This window comes from Maribacter hydrothermalis (assembly GCF_001913155.1).
GTDB classification, from domain to species: Bacteria; Bacteroidota; Bacteroidia; order Flavobacteriales; family Flavobacteriaceae; genus Maribacter; species Maribacter hydrothermalis.
Genome location: NZ_CP018760.1, coordinates 2052499 through 2075742, shown reverse-complemented (window position 1 = coordinate 2075742; position 23244 = coordinate 2052499). Strand labels below are relative to the sequence as shown.

The following is a 23244-nucleotide window of genomic DNA, read 5'->3' as shown; positions in this document are numbered from 1 at the left end:
ATTTAATCCACTTTTTGTTTAAAGATTTAACAATTTTAGAGACTTAACAGAGGGAAATTCTTAAACATCTTAAAAGTCATTTTAAAATCAGTCTAAATAGATATACTAAAACCTCTTAATTCTTGTTAATAACTTGCTTGTGATGTAAATTCGCATATAAAATTATCAACTAATGAGCGGATTTTTTAAATCTTCGATTGGTAGAAAGTACGCAATGGCACTTTCTGCTTTCTTTTTAATGTTTTTTCTACTTCAGCATTTTGCAATAAACATCTTATCGGTTTTCAGTCCCGATGCGTTTAATGAAACGTCACATTTTATGGGTACTTTTTGGGCCGTACAATATGTTTTGCAACCTATTTTAATTTTCGGAGTTATTTATCATTTTGTGATGGGTTTCATTTTAGAAATTAAAAATAGAGGTGCCAGGGTAAAAAAATATGCTAAAAACAATGGTGCTGCCAATTCATCTTGGATGAGCCGTAATATGATTTACAGCGGATTAGCTATTTTGGCTTTCCTAGTACTTCATTTTATCGACTTCTGGATTCCAGAAATCAACACCAAGTTTATTGAAGGTGACATGAGTGGTTTACTAGCCGATGGTGAAGGATTCAGATATTATGAGGAGCTTACCCATAAATTTGTAAGTCCATTAAGAGTTGGTGCTTATGTTATTGCATTCATATTCTTATCGCTGCACTTAATGCACGGTTTTAGTTCTGCATTCCAATCTGCCGGAGCAACTAGTATGAGAAAAGAAAAATTACAATTGTTTGGTAAGGTGTATGCAATTATAATTCCGTTAGGTTTTATATTCATTGCCCTTTTTCATCATTTTAATCATTAATACCAATTACTTATGTCTGTATTAGACTCAAAAGTACCTAAAGGTCCGTTGAAAACGAAGTGGACCGATTATAAGAACCATATTGATCTGGTAAACCCTGCCAACAAACGTAATATTGATGTTATCGTTGTTGGAACAGGATTAGCTGGTGGTTCTGCTGCTGCAACTTTAGCAGAATTAGGCTATAATGTAAAAACATTTTGCTACCAAGATTCTCCAAGAAGAGCACACTCTATTGCTGCACAAGGTGGTATAAATGCTGCAAAAAACTACCAAGGTGATGGTGACTCTACCTATCGTTTGTTTTACGATACAGTAAAAGGTGGAGATTACCGTTCAAGAGAAGCAAACGTATATAGATTAGCAGAAGTATCTGCAAATATCATCGACCAATGTGTTGCCCAAGGGGTTCCTTTTGCCCGTGATTATGGTGGACTTTTAGACAACCGTTCTTTTGGTGGAGTGTTGGTTTCAAGAACTTTTTACGCAAAAGGGCAAACAGGACAACAATTACTATTAGGTGCTTATTCTGCAATGAACAGACAAATTGCACGTGGTAAAATTACCCCGTTCAACCGTCATGAAATGCTAGATGTGGTTAAGGTGAATGGCAAAGCTCGTGGTATAATCGCTCGCGACCTTGTTACAGGCGAAATAGAACGCCATTCTGCACATGCTGTTGTTATTGCTTCGGGTGGTTATGGAAATGTATATTTCTTATCAACCAACGCTATGGGATCCAACGCTACTGCAGCTTGGAAAATACATAAAAAAGGGGCGTTTTTTGCAAACCCATGTTATACACAAATTCACCCAACATGCATTCCTCGTTCAGGAGATTATCAATCGAAATTAACGTTGATGTCTGAATCATTACGTAATGATGGACGTATTTGGGTTCCTAAAAATATTGATGATGTAATGGCCATTCGTGAAGGCAAGAAAAAGCCGACCGATTTGTCTGAGGATGAGAGAGATTATTACTTAGAAAGAAGATACCCGGCATTTGGTAACTTGGTTCCACGTGACGTTGCTTCTAGAGCGGCAAAAGAACGTTGTGATGCTGGTTACGGAGTTAATGCAACTGGCGAAGCTGTTTATTTAGATTTTGCTTCTGCTATAGAAAGATATGGCAAAGAGCAAGCTAAGATTCACAATATAGAGAATGCATCCAAAGAAAAAATATACGATTTAGGTAAGGCAATAGTTGAAGCTAAATACGGTAACCTTTTTCAGATGTATGAGAAAATTGTAGATCAAGATCCCTACAAAACCCCTATGATGATTTACCCAGCGGTGCATTATACCATGGGTGGTGTTTGGGTTGATTACAACTTAATGACAACTGTAGATGGTCTTTACTGTATTGGTGAAGCAAATTTCTCTGATCACGGAGCAAATAGATTAGGAGCTTCCGCGTTAATGCAAGGTTTAGCAGATGGCTATTTTGTATTGCCTTATACAATAGGAGATTACCTTTCTCATGAAATTAGAACAGGGAAGATAGCTACAGATACTCCAGAATTTGATGAAGCTGAAAAAGAAGTAACTGACAAAATTAATTTCTTCTTAAACAATAAAGGTTCTCATTCAGTTGATTATTACCATAAGAAATTAGGTAAAATTATGTGGGATAAATGCGGTATGTCCCGTAATGCAGCCGGTTTAAAAGAAGCCATGGTTGAAATTAAAGAGCTTCGCGAAGATTTCTACAAAAACGTAAGTGTACCAGGTACAGCAAATGAATTAAATGCAGAATTGGAAAAAGCAGGCCGTGTAGCTGACTTTTTAGAGCTTGGTGAATTATTTGCTAAAGATGCTTTAGAAAGAGCGGAATCTTGCGGTGGGCACTTTAGAGAAGAATCTGTTGAAATTGGGGGAGAACAAGAAGGAGAAGCGAAACGTAACGATGCTGATTTCGCATTTGTTTCTGCATGGGAATACAAAGGAGAACCTAGTGCTGCTGTTTTACATAAAGAACAATTAGAGTTCAATGAAATTGAGTTAAAACAAAGAAGTTATAAGTAGTTGATGGTTGCTAGTTGCTGGTTTTTCTAAACCAACAACGAACAACGAACAACCAAAAACGAAATAATTATGAATCTGACATTAAAAATTTGGAGACAAAAAGGGCCTAAAGATAAAGGTTCGATGGTCGATTATAAAGTAACAGAAATTTCTGAACACATGTCTTTTTTAGAGATGATGGATGTTTTGAACGAACAATTGATTAACAAAGGTGAAGAACCTGTAGCTTTTGATCATGATTGTCGTGAAGGTATTTGTGGTATGTGTTCGATGTTCATCAACGGCGAAGCTCATGGTCCGGATAGAGGTGTAACAACCTGTCAATTACACATGCGTATGTTCAAAGATGGTGACACTATTACCATAGAGCCATTTAGAGCAAAAGCTTTTCCTGTTATAAAAGATTTGGTTGTTGATAGAAGTTCTTTTGACCGAATTCAGCACGCAGGTGGCTATATTTCTGTAAACACATCAGGTAATACTCAAGATGCAAATGCCATTCCTATTTCAAAGCATGCCGCAGATGAAGCTATGGATGCCGCTACCTGTATTGGATGTGGTGCTTGTGTAGCAAGTTGTAAAAATGCTTCTGCAATGTTATTTGTTGGTGCTAAAGTATCTCAATATGCATTATTACCACAAGGTCAGGTGGAAGCTGTTGACCGTGTTAAAAATATGGTTGCTCAAATGGACCTTGAAGGTTTTGGTAACTGTACCAATACGGGTGCTTGCGAAGTGGAATGCCCTAAAGGGATATCTTTAGAAAATATAGCAAGGATGAACCGCGAATTTTTAAGCGCGAACGTTAAAAGTTAAGCATACAATCATAAAATTTTAAAAAATCCCGACCGTAAAGGTTCGGGATTTTTTAATTTTAACATATGTCCAAAAACTATTCTAAAGAAAGAATTAAAGTACCAAGGTTCAACGAAGCGTCAGGATTCTACACCACTCCCGAGCGATCTAAAATAATGAGCAAAATAAAAGGGAAGGATACCAAACCAGAACTTGCCTTTAGAAAAGCATTGTACGCCGCGGGATACCGATATCGTATTGATTATAAAAAGTTAATTGGAAAGCCAGATATTGCACTACCCAAGTACAAAACCGTCGTATTCATAGATGGCGAATACTGGCATGGTAAAAATTGGGAGGAACGTAAACCAAAAGTGACAACGAACCGAGAATTTTGGATAGCTAAAATAGAGCGTAATATACAGCGAGATAAGGAAGTCAATGAAGAACTTACTTCTAAAGGCTATACTATATTTAGATTTTGGGAGACAGAAGTCAAAAAAAACCTTGATGCGTGTCTTGAAATAATAATAGGGCATTTAAATACCGTACAAATGAGCACAAAATAAATTTTTTAAAGTTCATTTAATAAATGTTTAACCCTTTTGAACCCTTATTTAATAGGGTTTTAACGAACATTCCACCCTTTGATGTGTAACTTAGTATTAAACAAATTATTAATCGTTAAAAACTAAATATTATGAAGAGGATAGCAATATTAGCTACAAATGGATTTGAAGAAAGTGAATTAAAATCTCCAAAGGAAGCGATGGAAAAAGAAGGCTTTAATGTAGAGATTGTAAGTTTAAAAAACGGAGAAATAAAAGGTTGGGCAAATGGTAATTGGTCTAACAGTTATAAGGTAGATAAAACTTTAAATGAAGTTAAAGCTGAAGATTACAATGCCTTGGTACTACCAGGTGGAGTGATTAATCCTGATTTACTAAGACGGGAAGAAATTGCTCTAGATTTTGTTCGCGACTTTTTTAAACTTAAAAAACCGGTAGCGGCAATATGCCACGCTCCGTGGACATTGATTAGTGCAGGAGTAGTAAAAGGAAGAAAAATGACATCATTTAACTCTATTAAGGATGATTTAATAAATGCAGGAGCCAATTGGGTAGACCAAGAGGTCGTAGTTGATGAAGGATTTGTTACAAGTAGAAATCCGGATGATTTACCAGCTTTTAATTCCAAATTAATTGAGGAAATAAAAGAAGGAAAACATGAAATGCAGCATGCATAATTCATTTTAATGGAATAAAGAAGCCCAGCCAATTGGTTGGGCTTTTTTTATGTCCGTATTTAAAATTCATACATTTACTATTATGGACTATAGACAACATATAAAAGCATCAAAACTACCTGATGTAAAGACAACGATATTTACCACGGTAGGCAATCTTGCAAGAAAGCATCATGCCATTGATCTTTCACAGGGATTCCCCAATTTTGAGGCAGATGATACCTTAAAGTCTTTAGTCTGTACTGCATTAACTGCTGGTCATAATCAATATGCACCCATGCAAGGATATTACGGATTAAGAGAAATCATTTCAGAGAAAATAACATCGCTCCATAATCGTAATTATTCTCCAGAGAATGAAATAACGATAACCGTTGGTGCCACCCAAGCTATTTTTACGGCTATTACAGCCTTTGTTGGCAAAGGCGACGAGGTAATTGTCATAAAACCCGCTTACGACTGTTATGAGCCCGCAATTATCTTAAATGGAGGAATACCAATTTATGTTCAATTAGATGCTCCCGAGTATAAAATAGATTGGACCACTTTTCAAGGTAAGATTACCGATAAAACCAAGATGGTGATTATAAATACACCTCATAACCCAAGCGGAACGATTCTAACTAAATGGGACATGGAGCAATTGGAATTGATATTAAAATCTACTAATATAATTTTGCTCAGCGACGAGGTATATGAGCACATTATTTTTGACGGACAAGTTCATGAAAGTGCTTCACGATTTCCTGATTTGGCCAATAGAAGTTTTATCTGTGCCTCTTTCGGAAAAACATTTCATGTTACTGGATGGAAAATTGGCTATTGTGCAGCTCCTTCTGAATTAATGGCTGAATTTAGAAAGGTGCATCAATTTGCGGTTTTCTGTGTAGACCACCCAGTGCAGCGTGCATTGGCTATTTATTTAAAAAATCCATCTCATTATTTAGATTTGAACAATTTTTACCAAAAAAAACGGGATTTCTTTTTAAAAGGAATAAAATCGTCTAAATTTAAATTTAAACCATCACAAGGAACTTACTTCCAACTATTGGATTATACCACATTTTCGAATGAAGCAGATGAAGTTCTTGGCAAGCGGTTAATCACAGTAAACGGAATAGCATCCATTCCCATCTCATCATTTAATGTTGCTAATAGAAACGATTATATGTTACGGTTCTGCTTTGCGAAAAAACAGGAAACCTTAGAACAAGCGGTTGAAATTTTATGCAAACTTTAATGGCAAGTACTAAAAGGCAGCATTTACCTTAGCCATAAATTCGCCCACTTTATCAGGCTCTAACCAACGGGTAACGACTACCAAATCATGTTCCTTATCTATTACGATAAAATTACCTCCAAACCCTGCAGCGTAGTAGATGTTTTCAGATAACCCTTCCCAATGTCTAGCACCTTTCTTATTCAACCACCACATATAACCGTAGTTTACATTTGGTGTTGACGGTGTAGTAGCTTTCTTGATCCAATTTTCTGAAATCAATCTTTCATTCTTCCACTTACCATCATTCAAAAATAACATACCAAAGCGAGCCATATCTTCGGCACTTATAAATATTCCGGCTCCTGAATGTCCGCCACCAGTAACCGACTTCATTTGTAGTCCGTCAATCTCTGTCCAAGCATCATCATAACCAAACCAGCGCCAAGTAGAAGAAGCATCGATTTTATCCATAATTTTTTCTTTTAAAACCAAAGGCATTGGTTTACGCCATACATGTGTAAGTGAATATGCCAATACGTTTACACGCACATCATTATATTCCATTACGGCACCCGGTTCTTTAGGCGCAGCCAATTTCCAATCGTCAATACCGCCTTCGCTTGGTGGTCTATCTGCCCAGTCTTTTCCTCCCCAAAGTTCACCTGACCAAGCCGAGTTTTGTTGCAACAAATGTTCCCAAGTAATTTTAGAATTATGGGAACCGTCAAAAGTGCCATCCCAGATGTAATCACCCACTAAATTTTTTGTATCCGATATAATCCCTTCGTCTTCGGCAAGACCAGCCATTGTACTTAAAAAACTCTTGGTAACACTGAAAGTCATGTCTACTCTTTTGGTATCTCCCCATTGAGCAACCACATATCCATTTTTAAGAATCATACCTGCAGGTCCACCACGCTTTTTGGTTGGACCTAATATTTTATGAAAAGGTTCTTTTTCAAAATTTTTTATGATAGCAATACGTAAATCTCTAGAACCAGAATATTCATTTGCCTCAGCAAAATCTACTGCATCCTTTAAGGCTCCATCTTTAATTTTAAAATTTTTTGGTGATTTTACTTCCCAATCTGCATTTCGTTCTGGAAAGTAATATTCTTGCCCCTGTAGATTTAAAAAACCAAAAAGCGCAATTAATGTGAAAAAACGTAGTTTCATAAAAGTTAGTTTAAAGTTACAAGGTACTTAAATCGAAACGCATTAACCAATCTGTTTGTTTATCTGAACCTATAAAATAAGGATGTGTATCAAATTTTTGAAATCCGTTGCGCTCATAGAATTCAATGGCCCTTTTATTCTCTTGCCACACACCCAACCATAACATATTCTTCTTCCTTCCTTGAGACAATTTTTTGATATGATTAAGAAACTGTACTCCTAAGCCTAAACCTTGATGCTTTTGCAAAACATAGATGCGCTCCAATTCTATACTGTCATCATACTTAAGTTCTGACTGTGCCTCTTGAACATTTAACTTAAAATAACCCACTACTTCATCATTGGCATAAACGAAATAAAAATCGCTATTAGGATTTGAGAGTTCTCCCTTTATTTTTTCTAATGCAAATGCGTGTTCTATATATCGTTTAAAATCCGTAGGATCATTATCTTTTGCAAAGGCAGTAACAAATGTTTGCTCAGATATTTCTCTTAATTGCGCTAGTTCAGATAAAGAACAAAGTTTGAATGATAGTTCCATACCCCTAAAATAAAAAAAGGAGCAAATTACTTTGCTCCTAATCGGGGGAAATTTCATAAAATGGTTGATTTGATAACTTTACTGTTCTTTGTATCGCTAATTAATTGCAGTACTATTGTTCGTGGGCATTTTTCATTTGCGAACTTATTATTGTTTCTCTGCGAATACTTTACCCTCAATTCTCATGAGAACAGTACCTTCATCAGTTTCTTTTATTTTTACAAAATCGTCGGGGAAATCTGTGCCTGGGTAACTTACGATATATATGTTACCGTTTACGCTCCATTTAAAATCTGTTTGATAGACAACCTTTCCACTTTTATACCCATGAAACCTTCCTAAAAAAACATCATTGAAAATCCATTCTTCATTATCAACGACCATTTTATTTAAGTTGGTAGCTGTTTTTACCGTATGCTTCCAAATACCAACGATTGGGTCGTTATTTTGTTCAATTTTTGAACACGAGGTAACTAGTACCAATAGGACGAGGCAACTTAATACATACTTCATTTAGGTTAAGTTTCATAAGCGACTTGGGATCTACTTATAGCTACAGTATAAATATATGTAGTATTTTTCTTACATTATAAATTTTGTGGTAAAAACTTAAAAATATGTGGTGAACTTAAGTAAGATTGGTCATTAAAATAAAAAATGTATTAGTGATATAAAATATGACCTTAAAATGGGGCAAAAAAAAAGAGCAACTTAAAAAGTCGCTCTTTAATAATTTCATAAAAGTAATTTATAACATAAATAACTTTTTAGTAAGTCTTAAAAATCCACTGAAAAAATCATTTCTATAAACTTGTATTTTTTCTTCAGTTGATCTGTGGTTAAATTGAGAATTCATTTCGGTTAAGTAATTAAAAGGTTATTGGGTTCTTAATTTTCTAAATATATTAACTTAACTCCCTAAAGTCAAAATAATAGTTGCGTACTGGTTACAACTTGTTGTAAACCAAATAAAATGACACATCAAGTCAAGTAAAATATCACTAATCTAAATCCATTTCTGGTATATCGCCATTTACGATTAAAATACCTTCGGTTGCAGCTTTAATTTCATCTACCGTTACACCCGGAGCTCTTTCTAGAAGTAAAAATCCATTTTCAGTGACTTCAATTACGGCCAAATTAGTTACTATTTTCTTAACGCAACCAACACCGGTTAAAGGCAGGCTACACTTTTTTAAAAGCTTAGATTCTCCTTCTCTATTCGTATGCATCATAGCAACAATAATATTTTCTGCAGATGCCACTAAGTCCATAGCTCCGCCCATACCTTTAACCATTTTACCAGGTATTTTCCAATTTGCAATATCCCCATTTTCTGCAACCTCCATTGCTCCTAAAATAGTAAGGTCAACATGTTTACCTCTTATCATTCCAAAACTCGTTGCTGAGTCAAAATATGATGCTCCTGGTAAAGCCGTAATTGTTTGTTTACCCGCATTAATTAAATCAGCATCTTCTTCTCCATCTATAGGAAAAGGTCCCATACCAAGAATTCCATTTTCGCTCTGGAATTCCACACTTATATCATCACGTACATAATTAGCAACTAAGGTTGGTATACCAATACCTAGGTTTACATAATACCCGTCTTCCACTTCTTGTGCAATTCTTTTTGCAATTCCGTTTTTATCTAACATGATTCTATTTTTGACGTACAGTTCTTTGTTCTATTCTTTTCTCGTAATTTTTACCTTGAAATATGCGTTGCACAAAAATGCCTGGTATATGAATTTGATTTGGATCAAGTTCACCCTCAGGTACCAATTCTTCAACTTCCGCAACGGTGATAGTTGCAGCGCCACACATGCACGGGTTAAAGTTTCTTGCGGTTCCTTTAAATATAAGATTCCCTGCCGCATCCCCTTTCCAGGCTTTTACGAATGCAAAATCAGCCTTAAAAGCCTCTTCTAAAATGTACATTTTACCATTAAACTCCCTAACCTCTTTTCCTTGTGCCACCTCGGTGCCGTATCCAGCAGGTGTAAAAAAAGCAGGGAAACCAGCTTGGGCAGCCCTACATTTCTCTGCAAGCGTGCCTTGCGGGGTCAATTCTACTTCTAGTTCTCCACTAAGCATTTGACGTTCAAACTCATCATTTTCACCTACATAGGAAGACACCATTTTTTTAATTTGATGTTTCTGCAACAATAGCCCCAGGCCAAAATCATCGACCCCTGCATTATTAGAAATACAAGTTATATTTTTAACGCCACGCTTTACCAATTCACTAATAGCATTTTCGGGTATCCCACAAAGACCAAAACCTCCTAACATAAAGGTCATCCCATCCTTTACTCCATCCAGGGCATCGGTTACATTTGTAACTGTTTTACGTATCATATGATCATTTATTATCTTGATACTAAAATACCGATTTTAAATGGGATATAATAAAAAAGGTCTTAGCGAATGCCAAGACCTTTTGATGCTTGTTAATTTTATGAATTAAAAATCCAAATCCTCTAAATCGTCTTCAACATCATTATTTTGTCGCAGCTCTTTAGTAAACTTATCACAATCTATTTCAATAGACATATCTTCTGGTTTAACAAAATCCTCTTTAGAAATACCCAGTTCTTCCATTGCATAATTCTTTTTCATGTAAAGTCCCCAAATTGGTAATGCCATTGATGCACCTTGACCATAGGTAATACTTTTAAAATGAACTGCCCTTTCTTCTCCACCGACCCAAACGCCAGTTACTAAATTAGGAACCATCCCCATAAACCAACCATCACTATTGTTTTGAGTTGTACCTGTTTTACCCGCAATTGGGTTTGTTAACTCATATGGATAGCCCGTAATTATCTCATCATATTCTGGTCTCCATTTATTGTAACCCGTTGTGCGTAAACGCGTACCTGAACCACCTTGTGTAACTCCTTTCAATAAATCTAAAATAGCATAGGATACATCTTTACTTAAAACATCCTTTGTCTCAGGAACATATTCATACAATACTGTACCATCTTTATTTTCTATTCTAGTTACCATAACTGGTTTAACATATACCCCTTGGTTCGCAAAAGCACCGTATGCGCCAACCATTTCATATACGTTAACATCTAAGGTGCCCAATGCAATTGATGGCACTTCTGGAACATCACCGTTAAGTCCTAAATTACGAACCATACTTACGACAGATTTTGGTCCTACCTCATCTATTAACTGGGCAGTAACAGTATTTACAGAGTTAGCAAGTGCTCTTTTTAATGTATAGCTTGTTCCCGAATACTTTAAATCAGAATTTCTAGGACACCAAGCTTCCATATTACCATGTTTACCTGCCTCTATACAATACTGCGTATCTGGACGTGTTTCGCAGGGAGACAAGCGTAATTGGTCAATAGCTGCTGCATATACAAAAGGCTTAAAAGTGGACCCCGCTTGTCTTGCCCCTTGAATTACATTGTCATATTGAAAGTGTTTATAATTTATACCACCAACCCATGCCTTTACATGTCCCGTTTGTGGTTCCATAGACATCATGGCGGTTCTTAAAAATGTTTTATAATAACGAATAGAATCCAATGGTGTAAGTATAGTATCCTTTTCTTTCGTTGGGCTTTTCCAATCAAAAACCGTCATTTCGGTCTTTTTAGAAAAAGATTCTCGTATTTCTTTTTCTGATTTGCCAGCATCGGACATAATACGCCATCGTTCCGAATTTTTCATTGCGCGCTCCATAATACTATTGGTCTCTTCCGGGGTAATATCCGAGAATGGAGTGGTAGGGTTTCTAACCGTCGTATTTTGGTTAAAAAATTCAGCTTGTAATTTGGTCATATGCTCATTGACCGCCTCTTCAGCATTCGCCTGCATTTTTGAATCAATGGTAGTATAAATCTTTAATCCATCTAAATATAAATTGTAACGATCACGTTCATCTCCAATAGCAGGTTTTGGATTTTTGTCTATCCATCCCTTCATAAAACGTTGCAAATACATTCTAAAATAGGTAGCTAAACCTTCTCTATGATTTTCTGGATTAAAATTAATATCCATTTTGGTGGCCTGTAGCGAATCTTTTTCAGCTTCTGTGATGTAGTCATATTTTGCCATTTGGCCTAAAACAACATTTCTCTTGTTTAAAGTAAGTTCCTCTCTTCTTAAAGGATTGAATAAAGACGAATTCTGAAGCATACCAACGAGCATTGCAGATTCTTCCACTTTCAAATCTTTTGGTTCTTTCCCAAAGTAAATACGTGCTGCGGAACGTATTCCATCCGCATTATTTCCAAAATCATAAATATTTAAATACATACTTATAATTTCTTCTTTAGTATAACTACGCTCTAATCTTATAGCCAATACCCATTCCTTTATTTTCTGTTGAATGGTTTCGAACTTATTTCTTGAACGCACGCCTACAAAAAGTTGTCTTGCCAACTGTTGAGAAATTGTACTTGCCCCACCTTTACTGCCCAAATAAGCAAAGGCTCTTAATGTTCCTCTGGCATCAATTCCCGAGTGATCCATAAAGCGAATGTCTTCGCTTGCTATTAGCGTATTTACCAAATTTTCCGGTAAATCCTCAAATTTTACATCGGTACGGTTATCATCTAAATAAAACTTTCCTAGTAAGTTACCATCAGACGAAATGATTTGCGATGCTAAATTAGTCTGTGGATTTTCTAAATATTCATACGGAGGCAATTCTCCGAACAGTCCCCATGATGCGGATAAAAATATAAGCGCCACCAAGGCTATACCAGACGCAAATAAAACCCAAAACCACAAGATGAATTTGGAAAAACTATTCGTTGTTTTTTTCTTTATCACTTTTGCCATAATCTAAGGGATGCTTTTTGTTACTTCAATACCCACATCGGTTATGCCTTCAAGGTCAATTATTCCTGAAACTTTCCCGTTTTTGCGCATTGCTTGTGATACCTCTATAGTATATACGCCTGAAGATGAAAAAACGATGTTTTCCTTATACCATAGTTTATTTTCTTTGATGCTACCACTGCCTTTTCCTAGCCAAGTGCCATCCGGTAACGACATTTCATACTCCAATGTGTCTTTTGTAACTTGACCTTCTGGAGTTGTAATCGATGCTATTAAAAATAAATTACTATATGGGAAAGTGTTATCATTACGAACGTTTATATATATATCAAGTTGATTAACCGTATCCATTTCAGTAAGCGAAAATTGAAGCACATTATCTTTATTCCAAACACCATTTTCTAAAGACTGGTATTCAGATTTTATAATATTTGAATTACAGGAAACAAAAAGTGTAACTGCGAAAAAACAACAAATTAGCCTATGCATTGTTTTGATTTCTTTTTCGGTTTCTGTTTTTATTCTTGTTTTTGTTTCGGTTCCGGTTTCTGTTTTTATTCTTATTACCACTACCTTTTGGTTTATCAAAACGAGTAAGACTATCTTGACCAACTACATTCTCGAAAACTACTTTTTCCTCAACTTCAATATCTATTGCATAGATTTCTAGACTAGCTACTTTCTCTTTCTTCTTATTCTTCTGTAATATTTCATTGACTTGGTCCTTAGAAAGCACATGCCAATTTCCTGGGTCTTCTTTATAGGAAAACCAAAGCATTTCTTTAAAAATATCAGTTTTCTGGCAAAAAGCTAATCCTTTTTCAGTAAATAATTTTGTGTCTTGCGCAGGAAAATCTTTTAATGCATCTAAGTATACATCTAACTCATAATTAAGGCAACATTTTAATTTGCCACATTGCCCTGCGAGTTTCTGAGGATTCAAAGATAATTGCTGATACCTGGCTGCTGAAGTACTTACCGACCTAAAATCTGTAAGCCAAGTAGAGCAACATAATTCTCTACCACAAGAACCAATACCACCTAGTCTTTGAGCTTCTTGGCGATACCCAATTTGACGCATTTCGATACGAATACCGAATGCTTTAGCCATATCTTTAATTAACTGACGAAAATCTACCCGTTCATCTGCAGTATAATAAAAAGTAGCTTTAGAACCATCTCCTTGAAATTCTACATCAGAAATCTTCATCTGAAGCTTTAAGATAATAGCTATTTCCCGTGCACGTTTTTTAATCTCTTCTTCCCTATCACGACATTTTTGCCAAATATCGATATCTTTTTGACTTGCTTTTCGATATACTTTAGGCGCTGGAGCGTCATTAAATGTTTCTTTCTTGCGTTTCATTTGCACACGAACAAGTTCACCCGTTAAAGTGACCATACCAATGTCATGACCAGATTGAGCCTCAGTAGCTACAATATCGCCTATGGAAAGTGAAAGATTTTCTGTGTTTTGGAAAAATTCTTTTCTACTATTTTTAAACCGAACTTCAACAAAATCGAATGGTCGTTCCCCGTTAGGGAGCGACATATTGGAAAGCCAGTCGAAAACTGTCAATTTATTGCAACCATCTGTACCGCAAGTACCGTTATTCTTGCATCCCTTTGGTTGTCCATCCTTACCGGTAGAACAACTACTACAACCCATATTATATATATTGATTTGGTCGAATCTTTGAAAATTCACCAAAAAAGGTTCATAAAAAACTTATAGGTAAAGATACAGTTTTTTTAATGTGAAATAAAAGCTAAGTTCTTGGTATAGGTTTATAATAGTGACATTAAAGGTTAAGTATTACATTATAAAAAAGTAGTATTCCTGCTATTTACTATTAAAACGACCAATTACTTCTTAAACTTCAATACCTCTGAGCGTCCTTTTTTAAATATTTTATTACTTACTACTTTTCCTTTTCTTAATGCTTTTTGTTCTTCATAAGGTAATTCATGAACTTCTTTACAAGCATCTGAACAACAATCATTCATTTTTTCTGCACAAGCTGGGCATTGAATAAATAATAAATGGCATGCTTCATTTGCACAATTTACATGCTCGTCGCAAGGCTCCCCACATTGATGGCAATTAGCAATAACATCTTCACTAATGCGTTCGCCCCTTCTGTGGTCAAAAACAAAATTTTTACCCTTAAACTTATTTTCAAGATTGTTTTTCTCTACTTGTCTTGTGTATTCAATTATACCGCCTTCAAGCTGATATACTTGCTCAAAACCTTTGTGTTTGTAATAAGCACTTGCTTTTTCGCACCGAATTCCGCCAGTACAATACATTACCAGTTTCTTATCTTTCTTATGATCCGCTAAATCGCGCTCAATAATATCTAACGAATCTCTAAACGTATCTACATCTGGAGTTACGGCATTCTTAAAATGGCCTATTTCGCTTTCATAATGATTTCGCATATCAACAAGAACCGTATCTGGATCCTCTATAAGTTCGTTGAACTGTTCTGCGCCAACGTGAATTCCTTTATTCGTAACATCAAATGAGTTGTCTTCCAGTCCGTCCGCAACAATTTTATTTCGCACTTTTACTTTCAACTTTAAAAACGAAAGGTTGTCTTGCTCAATGGCAATATTTAGGCGTACATTCTCTAGAAAAGAAATGCTATCTAGGTGTTCTTTAAATATATTGAAATTATCTGCTGGTACGGAAAGTTGGGCGTTTATGCCCTCATGAGCTACATAAATTCGCCCAAGAACATCCATATCGTTCCAGTTAATAAAAAGATGATTCCTAAAAATGTTGGTATTACCAATGTGCGCATAGGTATAAAAAGAGATAGTAAGGCGTTCCTTACCAGCTTCTTCAATTAAAGCTGCTCTTTCTATTGCACTTAATGTATTGTACAGTTGCATGCTATACTAATAATTTAAGTCTGCCAATTGACAGAAAGTTTATAGAAAAGTTTTGAGGGGCAAAAATAATAATAATATTGAAAAAATACGCCTGCTTTAGCAACGTTTACAATCTTTTAGACATAAAAAAGAGCCTCGTTTACAAACAAGGCTCTTTATAGACTATTCCATTTTTTCTTTTTCATAGCATTCTTATAGAATACAAAAAGGAAATAGTCACCATTAACCGCTGACACTAAAACAACGATTTATATCCAATAAAACAATTTCTATTTTATAATAGATAGTAAATGTCCAAAATGGTTGCGTAATCGGTTTCAATATTATTCAAATCAAAAAAGAAATGGTAATTTAGCTTTCCTAAAATTCTAAAAATGAGTTCTGAAAAAGAAGCAAAATTAAAAGCATTAAAATTGACCCTTGACAAAATGGATAAAACCTATGGAAAGGGTGCTGTCATGAAATTAGGCGATAGTGTTGTTGCTGATGTTGAAGTAATACCTTCTGGCTCATTAGGTTTAGACATTGCTTTAGGCGTAGGCGGCTATCCAAGAGGTCGTGTAATTGAAATATACGGGCCGGAATCCTCTGGTAAAACTACATTAACATTGCACGCAATTGCTGAGGCTCAAAAAAATGGTGGTATTGCCGCATTTATTGATGCAGAACATGCATTTGACCGTTTTTATGCTCAAAAACTAGGCGTAGATATCGATAACTTAATAATTTCTCAACCAGATAATGGTGAGCAAGGTTTAGAAATTGCAGATAATTTAATACGATCAGGAGCAATTGATATAGTAGTTATCGATTCTGTTGCAGCGTTGACACCAAAAAGTGAAATTGAAGGAGAAATGGGAGATTCTAAAATGGGTCTTCATGCACGTTTAATGTCCCAAGCATTAAGAAAACTTACAGGATCTATTAGCAAAACAAAATGTACCGTAATATTTATTAACCAATTACGTGAAAAAATTGGTGTAATGTTCGGAAATCCTGAAACTACAACTGGTGGTAACGCCTTAAAATTTTACGCTTCTGTTCGTTTAGATATCAGAAGATCTACTCAAATTAAAGATACGGAAGGAAATGTCCAAGGAAACAAAACCAGAGTAAAAGTTGTAAAAAACAAGGTAGCACCGCCTTTCCGTACTACAGAGTTTGATATTATGTATGGAGAAGGGATTTCTAAAGTAGGTGAAATAATTGACCTTGGAGTAGAATATGAAATAGTTAAGAAGAGTGGTTCATGGTTTAGTTATGGTGATACAAAACTTGGTCAAGGTCGTGATGCCGTTAAAAATTTATTGTTAGATAACCCAGAGTTATTTGAAGAACTAGACGGTAAAATTAGAGAAGCAATCAACGCGCTTAACGCATAATTTAGCTTCATAAAATAAACAATGGTTGCGTTAACGCAACCATTGTATTTAGTTTTCATCTAATACATAAATAATTGTAATGATGAAGAATAAATTTATGCTTTTGACTGTTGTCATAGCATTTATATGCAATAGTTGCTCAATTGATGATGATGGCGCCAATTTTCATTTTACTGCATTGGAAATTATAGATGCCGATGTACCAGAATCGTTTAATCTTAATGAAACCTACGTCATTTCTGTACGTTATTTAAAACCAGATCGTTGCACTTACTACGAAGGTTTTGATGTAATAAAAGATTCTTTAACGGTCCGAAATGTAGTTGCTATTGGTTCAGTAAGAACTGACCTAAATTGTACCGAAGAAATAACAGAGCAAACTGCATCTTTTAACTTTAAGGTCATATATGCCGATCCATATACTTTTAAATTTTACACAGGAGAAAATAGTGATGGTGACCCTGAATACTTAGAAGTAGTCGTACCAGTAAATAAATCTTAAAATAACCAACCATTTGTGAGTCTAGAAGAGCTCATACATAATTGTAAAAAAGGGGATAGAAAGGCACAGGAACTATTATACAGAGCCTATGCCACAACCTTGTTTGGCATATGCCTTAAATACTCCAATTCTAAAACTCAGGCAGAAGACAACCTTCATGACAGTTTTATGACCATTTATGAGAAAATTGGACAGTTTAAAAACAAAGGGTCTTTTGAAGGATGGATGAAAAGGATTACTGTAAACACAGCCTTACAAAAATATAGGAAAGAAGAATTCCTAAACATAGTTTCAGAAAATACCGAGGACGAGGTTATGGTAGATAACGTTTATAGTGATATAAGCTTACAATCCCTTTTAGGATATATACAAGAATTGCCAAATAAGTATCGTGCTACATTTAACTTATATGTTTTAGATGGGCACACCCATAAAGAAATTAGCGAATTATTAGGCACCACTATTGGTACTTCAAAATCTAACCTTGCCAGGGCTAGAACATTATTAAAAGAAAAAATTGAAACTAAAATCACGCAATCCATAATTGGGGGGATTACCATATTAACAACACATTTTTTATAATCCAATGGACTATAAACTGAAATCTTAAAAGATGCAGAAAAAGAAACTAGACGAAATTTTCCAAGATAAACTCTCGGACTTTAAACCTACCCCTAGTAATGAGGTTTGGAGAAAGATTGATGCCTCATTGGAAAAAAAGAAAAAAAAGAGAGTCATTCCTTTATGGTGGCAATTGGGTGGTATTGCCGCTGTATTAGCTTTAGGGCTATTGTTGTTTAATCCGTTTTTAAAAAACAATTTAAATGATGAAATTATAGTTGACACTAAAAAAGAAATTGAAAAGGAAAGTGATACACTAACGCAAACACAAGAAAAAATAGTAGAAGAAGCTATAGATAGTAATAACCGCCATATAGTTGAAAAAACCGATACTGAGGTTTCCACCCAATCTTTATCCAGTTCTACAAATCAAAAAAATCAAGATTCTTCGGTTAAAGGAAAGAGTGCAGATATTTATACCAATCAGTCTAAAAGGAACAGCGCAGTAGTTAATAATCAGAAACAACACGCCAATAGCAGTACAATATTAAATAGTATTATTGCAAAAGCCGATAGCACCCAACCCTTAAAAAACGATGCTACATTAACTGAAACTTTTCAGGATAAAGACAAAAGTCTCGCTCTTATACCAACCTTGCCGAATTCCTTAAACAACAAGGAAACACGGAATACTATAAAGGCATCTACAGAAGTTGCTATTAATAAACCTACCGATGCATTAAAAACTATTAATGACGACAATAAAAAGTCAATTTTTGAAGAAATAGAAGAACAGGAAGAGGTAAAACAAAAAGTAGCTAATAATAAGTGGTCTGCAGGACCAAGTATTGCGCCAGTTTATTTTAACGGTCACGGAAAAGGTTCTCCAGTAAACTCAATTTTTACGCCTAACTCTAAATCTGGCAATATCAATTTTAGTTATGGTTTGTCCGTTGCCTACGAAGTATCAAAAAAAATTACGATACGTTCTGGCATAAATAAAGTCGACTATAGTTATGACACTGAAGACGTTGCTTTTTCATCTTCCATAAACCCGATTTCCACTTACAACCAGCTAGCTACAATAGATTATGCGCCTACTTCAGAAACACTAACGGTATCAAGTAAAAAAGTTGCATCAGAAAATTTTAGTACTGCCAATTCCGCTTTAGATGTTACTGCAAAAAGCGCCACAAGAGACGGTTTCATGTCCCAGCAATTTGGCTACCTTGAACTACCAATTGAAGTTAATTATGCCGTAATTGATAAAAAAATAGGAGTACATATTATAGGAGGTGTGAGCTCTCTTTTTTTAATTGACAATTCGGTTTCATTAACCGCTGGCGATTTAACAACAGAAATTGGTGAAGCTAACAATATTAACGACCTTAACTTCAGTGCCAACATGGGGCTAGGACTAAATTATAAGTTTTCCTCCAAAGTTCATTTTAATTTAGAACCTATCTTTAAATATCAATTGAATACTTTTTCAGAAATTGATGGTACTTTTAAACCATATTCCATTGGGGTGTATAGTGGTCTGAGCTTTAAATTTTAAGGTAAAAATGAAAAAAATTCTATCACTTTTCTGTTTATTTAGTATTTCGGTGTTTTCTCAAGACCAAGTAATTTTAAATGATGTTGAAGTTAATAAGCATGAGTTAAAAATAAACGGATTGTTTTTAGTTCTAGGAGCAATGGAAATAGATTATCAATATTTAATAAATGAAGAATCTGGAGTAGGTTTAGATGTCTTTTATGCTTTTGATGACGACGACATTTCAGTTAACTATTATATATCTCCCTACTACCGTCAGTATTTTGGCAAAAAATATGCATCAGGTTTCTTTGTGGAAGGCTTTGGTTTGCTAAATTCTGTCAACGATTACACTTATTTATCTACTTATGAACCAAGTACAGATTCTTACTATTACAATGGCGGTTATAATAAAAATATAGTGGATTTTGCATTGGGAATTGGAACCGGCGTAAAGCTTTTAACCAAAAGAGGTTTTATTGTAGAAATTGATCTGGGTATTGGCAGAAATTTATTCAAAAATGATAGAGATTTTACCATTATCGGCAAGGGAGGAGTCAATTTAGGTTATAGATTCTAGCTTTTATTAATCAAATCATTTAAGATAATTTCTCTCACACTTCTTCGTAATGTTGAAGTATCTTCTGGCTTTAACGCCTCGGTATCAACAAAAGAATGCACTTTAGCCCTGCATTTTCCAGGGCCTCCACTTAAAAAGGTAAAGGAGAATCTTTTCTTATTATCTAAAAAAGTCATGGGTACAATGGGTATTTTATGACTAATAGCCATTTTAAATGCACCGTCTTTAAAATTGTCTAATACCACATGCTCTTCTGGCACACCGCCTTCAGGAAAAATACAAATACTTAGTCCTTGTTGCAACCGTTTTTGAGCTCTCCTATATACACCTGTTCTACTTTGGGTATCTTCTCTGTCGACCATAATACATACACGTTTATAGAAAAATCCAAAAAGCGGAATGTTTACTAGTTCCTTTTTACCTACAAATACAAACGGATTTTTACTCACAGCAAGCATCAACATAATATCTAACATACTCGTATGGTTTGCAACTAACATATAGCTGCTGCCCTTAACTAAACGTTCTTCATAAGTTACTTTTGGCCAACAAAACATACCGTACAGTATAGGTTTTGCCCAAAGGTTTCTTGCCATCCAAAAAAATTGTGGATACCAGCTTTCTCTAGTGGCAAAAACCACCAAAAACGGCAAAAATAAAATGATTGGGACTGCTACTAAAATATGAAACCAAATTCGATATAAAATATGTCCGGTTTGTCTAGCGACTGTAAGCATAAATCAAAAGTAGTTATTTAGGTTAGTTTTTTGTATTTGTTTTACCTTTGCTTTCTTAGAAAATAAACAAATGGCAAGAATTTTAACTGGTATTCAAAGTACAGGAACACCGCATTTAGGAAATATACTTGGTGCAATTAAGCCTGCAATTGAAATGGCAAATAATCCTAAAAACGAATCTTTTTTGTTTATAGCAGATATGCATTCGCTTACGCAAATAAAGAATGGCAAAGAATTACGCCATAACACTTATGCTGTTGCTGCAACTTGGCTTGCTTTTGGATTAGATATTGAGAATACTGTTTTTTATAGACAAAGCGATGTTCCACAAACGGCAGAGTTATCTTGGTATCTAAGTTGTTTTTTTCCGTATCAACGATTAACACTTGCACATTCTTTCAAAGATAAAGCCGATAGATTGGATGATGTAAATGCTGGATTGTTTACTTACCCAATGTTAATGGCAGCTGATATATTGTTATATGATGCCAATATTGTACCTGTGGGAAAAGACCAAATGCAACATATAGAAATGACACGCGATGTGGCTTCCCGTTTTCATGCGCAATTAGGAGAAACTTTTGTTTTGCCAGAAGGAAAAGTTCAAGAAGAAACCATGTACATACCAGGTACCGATGGAGCCAAAATGAGTAAGAGTAAAGGAAATTTAATCAGTATTTTCCAGACCGATAAGCAATTACGCAAGCAAATTATGGGTATACAAACCGATAGTACGCCAATGGAGGACCCGAAAGACCCAACAAATGATAATGTATTCGCGCTTTACAAAATATTGGCTTCACAACCTCAAATAGAAGAAATGAGCGCAAACTACTTGGCTGGAAATTATGGGTATGGTCATGCCAAACAAGCACTTTATGAAGTAATAGTAAATAAGTTTGAAGGGCCTCGTGAAAAGTTCAACTATTATATGAACAACTTAAATGAACTAGATGATGCACTAGCTTTAGGTGCCGAAAAAGCAAGAAAAGTAGCTGACGGAGTGCTAGAAAGAGTTCGTGAAAAGTTAGGATATTAAAGAAGTTCCTTATAAAACTACAAATACGTAAAACCGACTTATTGGTCGGTTTTATGTATTAATGTCATACCTACTATATTTAAAATTATCGATTTCGATTGAGCTTATCTCGTTGAACTACCATTATGAGGATTAGGCCTTTAGAAATAATTATAAAACAAACCGAGTGGTTTGTAAAAACCTAAATCACCTCAAACAATTTTCCCGGTAAAGGCCGTATAACACCCTTCATTTCCATATTTAATAAGGTAGAAGAAGTCTTAAAAATAGGTAGTTTGCAATCAAGCGCAATACTGTCTAATAATTGTTTTCCGTTATTTTGTAGGTAGTTATAAATTCCTTGTTCGGTCTCGCTTAATTCTATAAACAATTGCTTTTGTATGTTCTTACTTGCTTTTTGCTCAATATCCCAATCTAACAAATAAATTAAATCTGCCGCTGAGGTCATTACATGCGCCTTTTGTTGCTTTATTAGATTATTACAACCCAGACTATATTTATCCGTTGTTCTACCTGGTACTGCAAAAACATCTCTATTGTAACTATTAGCTATATCTGCAGTCACTAAACTGCCTCCTTTTTCGGCAGACTCTACCACAACCGTAGCTTCACTAACACCGGCAATTATGCGGTTTCGTTTTAAGAAATTTTCGCGTTCAGGATTGCTTGTGCTCCAAAACTCTGTGTAAAATCCTCCATTTTTTAAAACATCAGCTTGGTACTTAGCGTGTACCTTTGGGTATATTTGATTCAACCCATGCGCCAAACACCCTATCGTTTGCAAACCATGCTTAATGGCCTCTTTTTGAATGCAAATATCTACACCGTAGGCAAACCCACTAATTATAATAGGATTCAAAGGAGCAATATCCTCAATAAATTTTTCACAAAAAGCGGCACCATAGCTTGTAATATTACGGGTACCTACAACGCTAATTATTTTTCTATTACTTAAATCTATATTTCCTTTCTTAAAAAGCAGAATAGGTCCATCTATACAATGTTTTAGATAATTAGGGTACGAAGAGTCCAGAAAGTAAGCACATTCAATATCATTTTTTATAATGTAATTGTATTCAGCCTGGGCAGCTTCTAAATGTTCCGTATCAAATAAATGTTTTATGGTATGGGTTCCAATTCCATCAATTTTTAATAGATTTCGCTGCTTATCTTCAAAAATTGCTAAGGGACTACCGCAATGTGAAATTAATTTCTTCGCTAAAATATCTCCAATATTAGGAACATGTTGCAATCTAAGAATTGCAATGAGTTCATCGGCAGTGTGTTGTGTCGTTTTCATTTATTGTCTACAAAATAGGTGAAAAAATATGTTAATAA

23 protein-coding genes are annotated in these 23244 nt (G+C 35.1%); 12 read left to right on the top strand and 11 right to left on the bottom strand.

What is annotated here, in order from left to right:
- The first annotated feature begins 172 nt into the window (after nucleotides 1-172).
- The 6 genes from BTR34_RS08880 to BTR34_RS08855 all read left to right on the top strand — a co-directional run bounded on the left by BTR34_RS08880 (nucleotide 173) and on the right by BTR34_RS08855 (nucleotide 6159).
- Nucleotides 173-850 (top strand): succinate dehydrogenase cytochrome b subunit, encoded by a 678-nt coding sequence (locus BTR34_RS08880; RefSeq protein ID WP_068480332.1) that lies wholly within the window; start codon nucleotides 173-175, stop codon nucleotides 848-850.
- Between the two features lie 12 nt (nucleotides 851-862).
- Entirely contained in the window at nucleotides 863-2878 is a 2016-nt protein-coding gene (locus BTR34_RS08875; protein ID WP_068480329.1) for a fumarate reductase/succinate dehydrogenase flavoprotein subunit, read from the top strand.
- Between the two features lie 69 nt (nucleotides 2879-2947).
- Nucleotides 2948-3694 (top strand): succinate dehydrogenase/fumarate reductase iron-sulfur subunit, encoded by a 747-nt coding sequence (locus tag BTR34_RS08870; RefSeq protein WP_068480325.1) that lies wholly within the window; start codon nucleotides 2948-2950, stop codon nucleotides 3692-3694.
- Nucleotides 3695-3759: 65 nt separating this feature from the next.
- Nucleotides 3760-4242 (top strand): very short patch repair endonuclease, encoded by a 483-nt coding sequence (locus BTR34_RS08865; protein WP_068480322.1) that lies wholly within the window; start codon nucleotides 3760-3762, stop codon nucleotides 4240-4242.
- Between the two features lie 131 nt (nucleotides 4243-4373).
- Nucleotides 4374-4919, top strand: a complete 546-nt coding sequence (locus tag BTR34_RS08860; protein ID WP_068480319.1) for a type 1 glutamine amidotransferase domain-containing protein — start codon at nucleotides 4374-4376, stop codon at nucleotides 4917-4919.
- Nucleotides 4920-5001: 82 nt separating this feature from the next.
- Entirely contained in the window at nucleotides 5002-6159 is a 1158-nt protein-coding gene (locus BTR34_RS08855) for a methionine aminotransferase (protein WP_068480316.1), read from the top strand.
- Between the two features lie 9 nt (nucleotides 6160-6168).
- Here the strand turns inward: BTR34_RS08855 and BTR34_RS08850 are convergent, their stop codons facing one another.
- The 9 genes from BTR34_RS08850 to trhO form a co-directional block, all read right to left on the bottom strand.
- Nucleotides 6169-7317, bottom strand: a complete 1149-nt coding sequence (locus BTR34_RS08850; RefSeq protein WP_068480313.1) for a serine hydrolase domain-containing protein — start codon at nucleotides 7315-7317, stop codon at nucleotides 6169-6171.
- Between the two features lie 16 nt (nucleotides 7318-7333).
- Nucleotides 7334-7858: a GNAT family N-acetyltransferase gene (locus BTR34_RS08845; RefSeq protein WP_068480310.1), complete on the bottom strand. Its 525-nt coding sequence runs from the start codon at nucleotides 7856-7858 to the stop codon at nucleotides 7334-7336.
- 147 nt (nucleotides 7859-8005) lie between these two features.
- Entirely contained in the window at nucleotides 8006-8371 is a 366-nt protein-coding gene (locus BTR34_RS08840) for a hypothetical protein (protein ID WP_068480306.1), read from the bottom strand.
- Nucleotides 8372-8859: 488 nt separating this feature from the next.
- A complete protein-coding gene (locus BTR34_RS08835; RefSeq protein WP_068480303.1) occupies nucleotides 8860-9516 on the bottom strand; it encodes a CoA transferase subunit B in 657 nt (218 codons plus the stop codon).
- A 4-nt stretch (nucleotides 9517-9520) separates the two neighbouring features.
- A complete protein-coding gene (locus tag BTR34_RS08830; protein WP_068480300.1) occupies nucleotides 9521-10219 on the bottom strand; it encodes a CoA transferase subunit A in 699 nt (232 codons plus the stop codon).
- A gap of 105 nt (nucleotides 10220-10324) precedes the next feature.
- Nucleotides 10325-12670: a penicillin-binding protein 1A gene (locus BTR34_RS08825; protein ID WP_068480298.1), complete on the bottom strand. Its 2346-nt coding sequence runs from the start codon at nucleotides 12668-12670 to the stop codon at nucleotides 10325-10327.
- A gap of 3 nt (nucleotides 12671-12673) precedes the next feature.
- Nucleotides 12674-13159, bottom strand: coding sequence for a gliding motility lipoprotein GldH (locus BTR34_RS08820; RefSeq protein WP_068481810.1), 486 nt, complete (start codon nucleotides 13157-13159; stop codon nucleotides 12674-12676).
- Entirely contained in the window at nucleotides 13152-14339 is a 1188-nt protein-coding gene (locus BTR34_RS08815; RefSeq protein ID WP_068480295.1) for a PSP1 domain-containing protein, read from the bottom strand. Before BTR34_RS08815 ends, BTR34_RS08820 begins: the two co-directional genes overlap by 8 nt.
- Nucleotides 14340-14536: 197 nt before the next feature.
- Nucleotides 14537-15568: an oxygen-dependent tRNA uridine(34) hydroxylase TrhO gene (gene trhO / locus BTR34_RS08810; protein ID WP_068480292.1), complete on the bottom strand. Its 1032-nt coding sequence runs from the start codon at nucleotides 15566-15568 to the stop codon at nucleotides 14537-14539.
- Between the two features lie 374 nt (nucleotides 15569-15942).
- On the opposite strand from trhO, the gene recA reads away from it, so the two are divergent.
- The 5 genes from recA to BTR34_RS08785 all read left to right on the top strand — a co-directional run bounded on the left by recA (nucleotide 15943) and on the right by BTR34_RS08785 (nucleotide 20130).
- Complete coding sequence (gene recA, locus BTR34_RS08805) at nucleotides 15943-16950, top strand: recombinase RecA (RefSeq protein ID WP_068480290.1); 1008 nt, start codon at nucleotides 15943-15945, stop codon at nucleotides 16948-16950.
- A gap of 79 nt (nucleotides 16951-17029) precedes the next feature.
- Complete coding sequence (locus tag BTR34_RS08800; RefSeq protein ID WP_235843148.1) at nucleotides 17030-17452, top strand: hypothetical protein; 423 nt, start codon at nucleotides 17030-17032, stop codon at nucleotides 17450-17452.
- Between the two features lie 15 nt (nucleotides 17453-17467).
- Complete coding sequence (locus tag BTR34_RS08795) at nucleotides 17468-18034, top strand: RNA polymerase sigma factor (RefSeq protein ID WP_068480287.1); 567 nt, start codon at nucleotides 17468-17470, stop codon at nucleotides 18032-18034.
- A 31-nt stretch (nucleotides 18035-18065) separates the two neighbouring features.
- Entirely contained in the window at nucleotides 18066-19571 is a 1506-nt protein-coding gene (locus BTR34_RS08790) for a porin family protein (protein WP_068480284.1), read from the top strand.
- A 7-nt stretch (nucleotides 19572-19578) separates the two neighbouring features.
- Entirely contained in the window at nucleotides 19579-20130 is a 552-nt protein-coding gene (locus tag BTR34_RS08785; protein ID WP_068480281.1) for a DUF3575 domain-containing protein, read from the top strand.
- Here the strand turns inward: BTR34_RS08785 and BTR34_RS08780 are convergent.
- Nucleotides 20127-20867 (bottom strand): lysophospholipid acyltransferase family protein, encoded by a 741-nt coding sequence (locus BTR34_RS08780; RefSeq protein ID WP_068480278.1) that lies wholly within the window; start codon nucleotides 20865-20867, stop codon nucleotides 20127-20129. The two genes, BTR34_RS08785 and BTR34_RS08780, sit on opposite strands and share 4 nt — an antisense overlap.
- Before the next feature lie 70 nt (nucleotides 20868-20937).
- Here BTR34_RS08780 and trpS point away from each other — a divergent pair, with 70 nt between their 5' ends.
- Nucleotides 20938-21906 carry a tryptophan--tRNA ligase gene (gene trpS / locus BTR34_RS08775; RefSeq protein WP_068480274.1) on the top strand — a complete coding sequence of 323 codons (969 nt, stop codon included), beginning with the start codon at nucleotides 20938-20940 and terminating at the stop codon, nucleotides 21904-21906.
- Between the two features lie 181 nt (nucleotides 21907-22087).
- Here trpS and dprA read toward each other — a convergent pair whose 3' ends face one another.
- Nucleotides 22088-23206 (bottom strand): DNA-processing protein DprA, encoded by a 1119-nt coding sequence (gene dprA, locus BTR34_RS08770; protein WP_068480272.1) that lies wholly within the window; start codon nucleotides 23204-23206, stop codon nucleotides 22088-22090.
- Nucleotides 23207-23244 lie beyond the last annotated feature (38 nt).

What these genes read in the sequence shown, in the direction of transcription:
- BTR34_RS08825 (WP_068480298.1), bottom strand. Translation starts at nt 12,670, where the DNA reads ATGGCAAAAGTGATAAAGAAAAAAACAACGAATAGTTTTTCCAAATTC.
- BTR34_RS08850 (WP_068480313.1), bottom strand. Translation starts at nt 7,317, where the DNA reads ATGAAACTACGTTTTTTCACATTAATTGCGCTTTTTGGTTTTTTAAAT.
- BTR34_RS08815 (WP_068480295.1), bottom strand. Translation starts at nt 14,339, where the DNA reads ATGGGTTGTAGTAGTTGTTCTACCGGTAAGGATGGACAACCAAAGGGA.
- BTR34_RS08820 (WP_068481810.1), bottom strand. Translation starts at nt 13,159, where the DNA reads ATGCATAGGCTAATTTGTTGTTTTTTCGCAGTTACACTTTTTGTTTCC.
- BTR34_RS08860 (WP_068480319.1), top strand. Translation starts at nt 4,374, where the DNA reads ATGAAGAGGATAGCAATATTAGCTACAAATGGATTTGAAGAAAGTGAA.
- BTR34_RS08830 (WP_068480300.1), bottom strand. Translation starts at nt 10,219, where the DNA reads ATGATACGTAAAACAGTTACAAATGTAACCGATGCCCTGGATGGAGTA.
- BTR34_RS08880 (WP_068480332.1), top strand. Translation starts at nt 173, where the DNA reads ATGAGCGGATTTTTTAAATCTTCGATTGGTAGAAAGTACGCAATGGCA.
- BTR34_RS08845 (WP_068480310.1), bottom strand. Translation starts at nt 7,858, where the DNA reads ATGGAACTATCATTCAAACTTTGTTCTTTATCTGAACTAGCGCAATTA.
- BTR34_RS08875 (WP_068480329.1), top strand. Translation starts at nt 863, where the DNA reads ATGTCTGTATTAGACTCAAAAGTACCTAAAGGTCCGTTGAAAACGAAG.
- BTR34_RS08780 (WP_068480278.1), bottom strand. Translation starts at nt 20,867, where the DNA reads ATGCTTACAGTCGCTAGACAAACCGGACATATTTTATATCGAATTTGG.
- BTR34_RS08855 (WP_068480316.1), top strand. Translation starts at nt 5,002, where the DNA reads ATGGACTATAGACAACATATAAAAGCATCAAAACTACCTGATGTAAAG.
- trpS (WP_068480274.1), top strand. Translation starts at nt 20,938, where the DNA reads ATGGCAAGAATTTTAACTGGTATTCAAAGTACAGGAACACCGCATTTA.
- BTR34_RS08840 (WP_068480306.1), bottom strand. Translation starts at nt 8,371, where the DNA reads ATGAAGTATGTATTAAGTTGCCTCGTCCTATTGGTACTAGTTACCTCG.
- BTR34_RS08800 (WP_235843148.1), top strand. Translation starts at nt 17,030, where the DNA reads ATGATGAAGAATAAATTTATGCTTTTGACTGTTGTCATAGCATTTATA.
- BTR34_RS08870 (WP_068480325.1), top strand. Translation starts at nt 2,948, where the DNA reads ATGAATCTGACATTAAAAATTTGGAGACAAAAAGGGCCTAAAGATAAA.
- recA (WP_068480290.1), top strand. Translation starts at nt 15,943, where the DNA reads ATGAGTTCTGAAAAAGAAGCAAAATTAAAAGCATTAAAATTGACCCTT.
- BTR34_RS08865 (WP_068480322.1), top strand. Translation starts at nt 3,760, where the DNA reads ATGTCCAAAAACTATTCTAAAGAAAGAATTAAAGTACCAAGGTTCAAC.
- BTR34_RS08835 (WP_068480303.1), bottom strand. Translation starts at nt 9,516, where the DNA reads ATGTTAGATAAAAACGGAATTGCAAAAAGAATTGCACAAGAAGTGGAA.
- BTR34_RS08785 (WP_068480281.1), top strand. Translation starts at nt 19,579, where the DNA reads ATGAAAAAAATTCTATCACTTTTCTGTTTATTTAGTATTTCGGTGTTT.
- dprA (WP_068480272.1), bottom strand. Translation starts at nt 23,206, where the DNA reads ATGAAAACGACACAACACACTGCCGATGAACTCATTGCAATTCTTAGA.
- trhO (WP_068480292.1), bottom strand. Translation starts at nt 15,568, where the DNA reads ATGCAACTGTACAATACATTAAGTGCAATAGAAAGAGCAGCTTTAATT.
- BTR34_RS08790 (WP_068480284.1), top strand. Translation starts at nt 18,066, where the DNA reads ATGCAGAAAAAGAAACTAGACGAAATTTTCCAAGATAAACTCTCGGAC.